The sequence below is a fragment of the Kitasatospora sp. NPDC056531 genome (assembly GCF_042794375.1).
Classification (GTDB): domain Bacteria; phylum Actinomycetota; class Actinomycetes; order Streptomycetales; family Streptomycetaceae; genus Kitasatospora.
Genome location: NZ_JBHTTU010000019.1, coordinates 109427 through 117818, shown reverse-complemented (window position 1 = coordinate 117818; position 8392 = coordinate 109427). Strand labels below are relative to the sequence as shown.

The following is an 8392-nucleotide window of genomic DNA, read 5'->3' as shown; positions in this document are numbered from 1 at the left end:
GGGCAGGCCGGCCAGCCCGCCGGGCGAGGCCAGCATGGTCGGCGCCTGCTCCACCGGGGCGCCGCCCACGGGCGGGGTGGCCGGGGCACCGGGCAGGCCCATCAGGCCGGGCATGGCGTCCGGCGGCGCGAGCAGCGTCGGCGCCGGCTCGGCCGCCGCGGCGGGCACCGGGGCCGGCGGGGCGACGGGCGGCGCGGCCGGGGGCTGGGCAGCCGACGGCGGGACCGGAGGCATGCCGTAGCCGCCGCTGCCCGGGGGCATGAGCATGGTCGCGGCCTCGGCCCCCGCCGGGGCGGGCGTGTCGGGCAGGTCGGAGCCGGAGGTGCGCAGTCCCTCGGGCATCAGGACGGTCGCCGCCTCGGCGCCGAGCGGAGCGTTCGGCGCCACCGGTGCGACCGGTGCGACCGGTGCGACCGGCGGCGGCACGGGCGCGGCGGCCGGGGGCTGCGGCACGAAGGCCGGCTCGTCGCCGGGCGGCGGGGCGAGCATGGTCGGCGCGTCCCCGGCGGGCCGGTCGGAGACCGGCGGCTCGGTCAGCACGGCGGGCGCGGGCGGCACCGGCAAGGGTGCGGGCGGCACCGGCGGTTCCTCGGCGGAGACCGGAGCGGCAGCCGGTGCGACGGCCGGGGCCGGGGCCGGAGCGGCAACCGGTGCGACGGCCGGGGCCGGGGCGGCCGGAGCGGCCGCGCCGCCCAGCTTCTCCGCCTCCGCCGCGATCGCCGCGGCCCCCGCCTCCTGCAGCCACTGCGGCGGGCTGAGCAGGAAGGAGGTGGCCTCCACCGGCCCCGGTGCGGGCTTCGCCGCCCCGGCCGGGTTGGCCGCGACCGGCCGCCCGTAGATCTCCTCGTACTGCCGGACCACCTCGTTGACCGGCAGCGCCGGCCACAGCGTGCTGGCGCCCGAGTCCCGGGCGATCACCAGCCGTGCCTCACCCGAACCGGCCTGGTCCGCACCGACCGTGCCGGCGTCCGGACCGGCCGCCGCGTCCGTGGGCGCGACCGCCCAGCAGACGAAGCCCAGGTCGAACTCCCGGACCCGCACCTCGCGCTGCTGCGAGTGCGGCACGCCGCCGTTGATCCACTCCTCGGCGAGCTCCTGCGCCTGCGCGTACGTCACCACGCCCGGTTCACCCCTGTCCGCATCCTCTTCGTCCCCCGCTCCACCTGCACCCCGGCGCCCACGCGCGTCAGCCCACCGGGACGGCGCGGGCGAACCCGCCGTCCACCATCAGCTCCGCGACCGTCTCCAGCTCCGGCGGGCTGCCGGCCAGCCGTAGCAGGAAGGCGTCGAAGTCGTCCCCGCAGGGCAGCAGCAGCCGGGCGCAGCGGTCCTCGGGGGCCTCCGGGGCTCCGGTGTCGCGGGCGTCGTCGTACAGGTGGAACCAGACCGAGCCGATCCGGTCGCCGCGCACCTTGAGCGCGACGATGCCGCCCTGCACGTAGGCGATGCCCAGGTAGTCCTTGGTGAGGTGGTCGCGCAGGCACTTGTTGGCGTACACGACGTCCTCGACGCCGTACTCCTCGCTGAGGGTCAGGAACGGCTGGTCGAGCAGCATGCCGAGCTCGGTGTCCAGCGCCACCCCGACCGGGCCGCGGCCGCCGCCCAGTTTGAGGAAGGTGCGGTAGGCGCCGGGCAGCCGGTAGCCGAGGCGCTCCTCGGCGCGCTGCACCAGGTCCTCGGGGACGCCGATCGGGTCGCCGCCGTCCTTGGCCAGCGAGAAGTGGACGGGTCGGCGCTCCTGCAGCGGGCGGGTGCCGCGGCGGGAGTGGTCGGCGGGCGAAGTGGCCAGGCCGCCGTGGTGCCGCAGCAGGGCCTTGACCTCGACCGGGACGAGCTCCATCCGCCGCCAGCCGGGAGCGGCCCGGCCGACCGCGTGGTGCCAGGTCCAGCCGGGCGGGGTGGCCACCGCGGTCTCCAGGTCGGCCCAGAGCGGGTGGCCCTGGGTGAACAGCGCGGCGTTGGCCGAGACGTAGTCGGTCAGCCGCAGTTCGTCCACGCCGAAGCCCTCCGGCGGGTCGGCGACCTCGGCCGCCGCGGCGGCGTACGGACCGAAGTCCGGGTAGCCGGACTCGTCCACCCGGACCCCGGCCGGGTGCCGCTCCGCGCGGACCGGATCCGGGAACTGCACCACCTGACCTGCGTACGCCGCGTTCGGTGCGGCGGTGACGCCGGGCCGACCTGTCGTCATCTGGGAGCCCCCACTGGCTGCTGCAAATTCTCGGTGCGCTTGCTGGGCACCAGCCTATTGGGTCACCCGGCCGGCCGAACCCCCGCACCCAGCGCCCGTCCCGATACCTCCGCCACCCGCGCCCGCCGGGTCCACGCGAGGTGTGGCGGCCGTAGGCGGACCGGGGCGGGGTGGTGCACCCGCGTCGATCCCGGCGGCCCGCGGGACGCCAGCCCGCGGGGCGTCCGTCCAGGAGTTGGGGCCGAACCGCCCGTGTCGGCGCTTCTCCCGCGCGCCGTGCTCTCCGATCATCCGTACGGCATCGGCGAGTTCACCGCCGCCGGTGAACACCGCCGGCCCCGCCCGTGCCGCCGGGCGGCCGGGGACCGCGCCGCGACGTCCACCGCCGGACGCCGTCGGCCTCCCGCAACGGTTCCTTCATCGGCGCGAGTTGACCGAACAGGCGGCCGGGGCGCGCCCCCCTTCGGCTCGCTGCCGGAACCGTAGCGGCCCCGGCTGCGGTCCGGGGGCGGTTTCGGTAAATCAACGGACAAGTCATGACGAAGGTGTGCGGATCCGGTCGGGATCGGGTCAGGATGCCAACGGGCGCCCGGGCCGATCGGCCAACGGCCGTACGGGCGTTCTGGCGTGCCCGCACCCCGGTTGTGCGCTTGTCGGTGTCAAGTGACAGGCTTGCTCCGGACCGAACAGGAACCAACAGGGACCGGACCGCCGGGAACGAGGAGGAGGACACCGCATGACCACCGGTGAGCCGGCGGGCCCGCCCGTGCTGCGCCACCACCGCGACAGCCTGCTGCCCGCCGTCGCCGCCGCGCTGTCGCTCAAGGGCGGCGACGTGCACACCCTGGCGGGCGACAAGGACGACCGGCGCCCGGTCCTGCACCCGCTGGTCGGCGAGTTCCTGGAGACCCTGCCGGTCGAGGCCCGCGAGCGGTTCACCGGCCGCTGCCCGGAGGCCGTCCTGCTCTCCCAGCACCTGACCACGGTCGACGGCAGGCGCTCCAAGCGCGCGGCCCGCAAGCCGCTGAGCCTGCACGAGGCCCGCAAGTCGCTCAAGGGCGCCCGGATGACGACCGTCCGGATCCGCGAGGAGGGCGACCCGGCACACGGCACCCACGCCCCGCCGTGCCGCTCCTGCGCGCCGATGCTGGAGCACTTCGCGGTGCAGAGCGTCGCCGTCGGACCGCCCGCACGCTGACCGGCCGCGCGCCGGCCGCCGCCCTTCGTACGTCCCCTGTCCCCGAGCCCCGGAGTCCGCCCTGAATCCGCCCAGCCCGCCCCCGCCCCCGCCCCCGGCCACCCTGTCCGCGGCCACTGTGTCCCCGGCCGGCCTCGGGCGGACCCGCCCGCGCTTCCCCGCCGACGTAGCCGCCGAGCTCAAGGCGGCCGGCTGGCACCCCGGCCGCTGGCAGATCCGGCAGGCCGAGGAGTGGGCCGACACCCTGGCGGGGTACGGCGGGTCCGGCGGCGTCCAGCACGCGGTGTTCCCCGCGGCGGTCGAGGCCTGGGCCGAGTTCGGCGCCCTCGCCTTCGACCTGTCCGGCCCGGGCCGCCAGTTGGCCCGCACCCCGTTCCTGATCGACCCGCTGTGCGGCCTGCACCAGCCGCGCACCCTGTTCGACCTCGGGCGGGCGCTGGGCACCCAGCTCGCCCCGCTCGGCGAGGAGGCGTACGGGCAGGCGCTGCTGGCCGTCGACGAGGAGGGCCGGGTCTACAGCCTGGACCACACCGGCGAGTGGTTCCTCGGCCACGGCATCGACCAGGCGATCAGTGCCCTGGTCCTGGGCACCGCGCCGGAACGGCTGCGCACCGCGGAGGGGCACTCCTAGCCCGAGCGGTCCGTCCCGGCCCGAGCCGTCCGCCCTAGCCCAGCCGGTCCGTCCGGACCGCCAGCCGGGACGGCAGCACCGCCTCGACCCGGAACCCGCCGTCCGCCTCCGGCCCGGCCGAGAAGGTGCCGCCCAGCGCGACCACCCGCTCCCGCATCCCGACCAGCCCGTTGCCGCCGCTGGGCAGCTGCGCCGCACCCCGCTCACCGCCGGGGCAGGCGTTCACCACGCTCACCCGCACCCCGTTCGGCGCGTACGCGAGCAGCACGGACACCTGTGCCCCGCCCGCGTGCTTGTGCGCGTTGGTCAGCCCCTCCTGGACGACCCGGTACGCGGTCTGCTCGGCCTCGGCGGTGAACTCCTGCCGACTGCCGCTGACCGTCAGGATCACCGCCATCCCGGCCGCCCGGGACTGGTCGACCAGCCGGGGCAGCCCGGCCAGCGAGTCCGGCTCCGGCTGCCGCTCGTCGTCCATCCGCAGCACGCCGAGGATCTCGCGCAGCTCGTTCAGCGCCTGCCGGCCCACCTCGCCCATCAACTTGGCGCTCTGCGCGGCCTTCTCCGGGTCCTTGACGACGATCCGCTCCAGCGCCCCGGCGTGCACCACCATCAGCGACACCCGGTGCGCCACCACGTCGTGCATCTCCCGGGCGATCCGGGTGCGCTCCTCCAGCCGGGCCCGGCGGGCACGTTCCTGCGCCTGCTCGGCGAGCAGGTCCAGTTCGGTCTCCAGGCCGTGCGCGCGGTCCTTGAGCGACTCGATCAGCCGCCGCCGCGCCCCCACGTACAGTCCGGTGACCACCGGGGGGACGGTCAGCCCGACCGCCACCAGCACCGCTATCAGCACCTGGACCCAGAGTGCCGGCTGCTCCACCGTCGAGTCGCCCGACGTCAGCATCGACACCATCATCACCGCGACCGCCTCGGCGAAGGCGAGCACCGACAGCGCCACCACCCGCCAGCGCCGCGAGGGCCACTCCCAGGTCTCCGCCAGTGTGTAGAGGGACACCACCAGCAGCAGCACCCCGAGCATCCCGGGCATCAGCACCAGGGTCACCAGTACCGGTACGGCCGGCCACCGCCGGCGCAGCACCAGCGAGCCGCCCGCCAGCGTGCCGAGCAGCGCGACCGCGGCCGTGCCCGCGCCCGACAAGTCCACCCGGGCGCCCAGGAAGGCGATCGTGCTGGCTGAGCACTCCAGCGCGGCCAGCAGCGCCAGCACGATGTCCAGGAAGGCGCTGCGCGGCCGCTTCCACCACCAGAACGACCGGACCGGCACGCGCTCCCCAGGCGACTTGCTCATGCGTGACAGCCTAAGCCGCAACCCGTTCCCTTCCCCACCGGGATGATCCGGCACACCTCGCGGACCGCTCAAGTGGTTCAGACCACGGGGGCTTCTCGGCGGTCCTGTCCGCCATCCGGCCACCTCTCGGACAGCGACCGCCCCGACACCTATGCTGGTCGCGTCGGACAGCGCGGTCCGCACGCGTCACACCCGCCACACTGCGCGTGGACCTGTGACGATGAGCCGTTGCCGAACCCCACCACCACAGGGAGCCAGCCGTGACCGCTCCGGTCCCCACCCCGGCGGACAGTCCCAACGTCCCCGCCGCCGGCGCAGCCGCAGACAACTCGGCCCTGCGCGCGGACATCCGCCGCCTCGGCGACCTGCTCGGCGAGACGCTGGTCCGCCAGGAGGGCCCCCAGCTGCTGGGCCTGGTCGAACAGGTCCGACTGCTCAGCCGCACCGACGGCGAGGCCACCGCCGAACTCCTCTCCGACATCGACCTGGACACCGCCGCCAAGCTGGTCCGCGCGTTCTCCACCTACTTCCACCTCGCCAACGTCACCGAGCAGGTGCACCGCGGCCGCGAGTTCGCCACCCGCCGGGCCCGCGAGGGCTCGCTGCTCGCCCAGACCGCCGACCAGCTCGCCGAGGCCGACCCCAAGCACCTCGAGGACACCCTGGCCCACCTCGCGGTCCGCCCGGTCTTCACCGCCCACCCCACCGAGGCCGCCCGCCGCAGCGTGCTCAACAAGCTGCGCCGGATCGGCGAACTCCTCGACCGCATCCACCGCGAGGAGCTCGCCTCCGGCCTGGTCGCCGCCGACCCGGCCCGCACCAGCAGCGCCAAGCGCTCCGCCGACCGCCGCCTCGCCGAGGTCATCGACCTGCTCTGGCAGACCGACGAGTTGCGCATCGCCCGCCCCGAACCCACCGACGAGGCCCGCAACGCCGTCTACTACCTGGACGAGCTCTACCGCGAGGCCGTCCCCGAGGTGCTGGAGGAACTGCACGAGGAGCTCGCCCGGGTCGGCCTGGGCCTGCCCGAGGGCGTGCGCCCGCTCACCTTCGGCACCTGGATCGGCGGCGACCGCGACGGCAACCCCAACGTCACCCCCCAGGTCACCTGGGACGTCCTCAACCTCCAGCACGAGTACGGGATCAAGGACGCCCTCGCCGCCATCGACGAGCTTCGCAACACCCTCTCCACCTCCGAGCGGCTGGCCGGCGCCTCGGTCGAACTGCTCGCCTCGCTCAACACCGACCTGCACCGGCTCCCCGAACTCAGCCCCCGCTACAAGCGGATGAACGCCGAGGAGCCCTACCGCCTCAAGGCCACCTGCATCCGGCTCAAGCTGGAGAACACCCGCGAGCGCCTGGCCGGCGGCACCCCGCACGTCGAGGGCCGCGACTACCTCGGCACCCGCGAGCTGGTCGCCGACCTGCGGCTGATCCAGGACTCGCTGCGCGCCCACCGCGGCGAGCTGATCGCCGACGGCCGGCTGGCCCGCGCCATCAACACCATCGAGGCCTTCGGCCTCCAGCTCGCCACCATGGACGTGCGCGAGCACGCCGAGGCCCACCACCACGCCCTCGGCCAGCTCTTCGACCGCCTCGGCGAGGAGGCCTGGCGCTACGCCGACATGCCCCGCGAGTACCGGCAGCGGCTGCTCGCCAAGGAGCTGCGCTCGCGCCGCCCGCTCGCCCCCACCCCGGCCCCGCTGGACGACGCGGGCACCAAGACCCTCGGCGTCTTCAACACCATCCGCGAGGGCTTCGAGCGCTTCGGCGACGAGATCGTCGAGAGCTACATCATCTCGATGTGCCAGGGCGCCGACGACGTCTTCGCCGCCACCGTGCTGGCCCGCGAGGCCGGTCTGATCGACCTGCACGCCGGCATCGCCAAGATCGGCATCGTGCCGCTGCTGGAGACCACCGACGAGCTCCAGCAGGCCGACCGCATCCTGGACGAGATGCTCTCCGACCCCTCCTACCGGCTGCTCGTCTCACTGCGCGGCGACGTCCAGGAGGTCATGCTCGGCTACTCCGACTCCTCCAAGTTCGGCGGCATCACCACCTCCCAGTGGGAGATCCACCGCGCCCAGCGCCGACTGCGCGACGTCGCCCACCGCTACGGCATCCGGCTGCGCCTCTTCCACGGCCGCGGCGGCACCGTCGGCCGCGGCGGCGGCCCCTCGCACGAGGCGATCCTGGCCCAGCCGTGGGGCACGCTGGAGGGCGAGATCAAGGTCACCGAGCAGGGCGAGGTCATCTCCGACAAGTACCTGCTCCCCTCCCTCGCCCGGGAGAACCTGGAGCTGACCCTCTCCGCCACCCTCGCCGCCTCCGCGCTGCACACCGCCCCGCGCCAGGCCCCCGAGGAACTGGCCCGCTGGGACGCCGCGATGGACCAGGTCTCCGAGGCCGCCCACACCGCCTACCGCGCCCTGGTCGAGCAGGACGACCTGCCGAAGTACTTCTTCGCCGCCACCCCGGTCGACCAGCTCGCCTCGCTGCACCTGGGCTCCCGCCCGTCCCGCCGCCCCGACTCCGGCGCCGGTCTGGACGGCCTGCGGGCCATCCCGTGGGTCTTCGGCTGGACCCAGTCCCGCCAGATCGTCCCCGGCTGGTACGGCGTCGGCTCCGGCCTCGCCGCCGCCCGCGAGGCCGGCCTCGGCGACGTGCTGGACGAGATGTACGGCCAGTGGCACTTCTTCCGCAACTTCCTGTCCAACGTCGCCATGACGCTGGCCAAGACCGACCTGCGGATCGCCCGCCACTACGTCGAGCAGCTGGTGCCCGCCGAGCTGCACCACGTCTTCGACCAGATCGTCGCCGAGCACGAGCTCACCCTGCGCGAGGTGCTCCGGCTCACCGGCGAGAGCGAACTGCTGGAGCACAACCCGGTGCTGAAGCAGACCTTCACCGTCCGCGACGCCTACCTCGACCCGATCTCCTACCTCCAGGTCGCGCTGCTGCGCCGCCAGCGCGAGGAGGTCGCGGCCGGCCGCCACGAGGACCCGCTGCGCGCCCGCGCGCTGCTGCTCACCGTCAACGGCATCGCCGCCGGCCTGCGCAACACCGGCTGAC

Annotated in this window: 5 protein-coding genes and 1 pseudogene; 3 read left to right on the top strand and 3 right to left on the bottom strand. The window is 74.9% G+C overall.

Going from position 1 to position 8392, the window contains the following annotated elements; translation table 11 throughout:
- Both ACFQ87_RS18980 and ACFQ87_RS18975 read right to left on the bottom strand, forming a co-directional pair.
- Window positions 1-1119: pseudogene (locus ACFQ87_RS18980) on the bottom strand (hypothetical protein); the annotation flags it as partial.
- A gap of 67 nt (window positions 1120-1186) precedes the next feature.
- Entirely contained in the window at window positions 1187-2188 is a 1002-nt protein-coding gene (locus ACFQ87_RS18975) for an SMI1/KNR4 family protein (protein WP_380611917.1), read from the bottom strand.
- A 736-nt stretch (window positions 2189-2924) separates the two neighbouring features.
- Here ACFQ87_RS18975 and ACFQ87_RS18970 point away from each other — a divergent pair.
- On the top strand, window positions 2925-3386 hold the full coding sequence (locus tag ACFQ87_RS18970; RefSeq protein WP_380611916.1) for a YwqJ-related putative deaminase: 462 nt from the start codon (window positions 2925-2927) through the stop codon (window positions 3384-3386).
- 118 nt (window positions 3387-3504) lie between these two features.
- Window positions 3505-4017, top strand: coding sequence for an SUKH-3 domain-containing protein (locus tag ACFQ87_RS18965; protein WP_380611915.1), 513 nt, complete (start codon window positions 3505-3507; stop codon window positions 4015-4017).
- Between the two features lie 34 nt (window positions 4018-4051).
- Here the strand turns inward: ACFQ87_RS18965 and ACFQ87_RS18960 are convergent, their stop codons facing one another.
- On the bottom strand, window positions 4052-5320 hold the full coding sequence (locus tag ACFQ87_RS18960; protein WP_380611914.1) for a sensor histidine kinase: 1269 nt from the start codon (window positions 5318-5320) through the stop codon (window positions 4052-4054).
- A gap of 260 nt (window positions 5321-5580) precedes the next feature.
- On the opposite strand from ACFQ87_RS18960, the gene ppc reads away from it, so the two are divergent.
- Window positions 5581-8391 (top strand): phosphoenolpyruvate carboxylase, encoded by a 2811-nt coding sequence (gene ppc, locus ACFQ87_RS18955; protein WP_380611913.1) that lies wholly within the window; start codon window positions 5581-5583, stop codon window positions 8389-8391.
- Window position 8392: the final 1 nt, after the last annotated feature.

Excerpts from the sequence above, each read along its gene's own strand:
- ACFQ87_RS18975 (WP_380611917.1), bottom strand. The coding sequence starts at position 2,188 with ATGACGACAGGTCGGCCCGGCGTCACCGCCGCACCGAACGCGGCGTAC.
- ACFQ87_RS18970 (WP_380611916.1), top strand. The coding sequence starts at position 2,925 with ATGACCACCGGTGAGCCGGCGGGCCCGCCCGTGCTGCGCCACCACCGC.
- ACFQ87_RS18960 (WP_380611914.1), bottom strand. The coding sequence starts at position 5,320 with ATGAGCAAGTCGCCTGGGGAGCGCGTGCCGGTCCGGTCGTTCTGGTGG.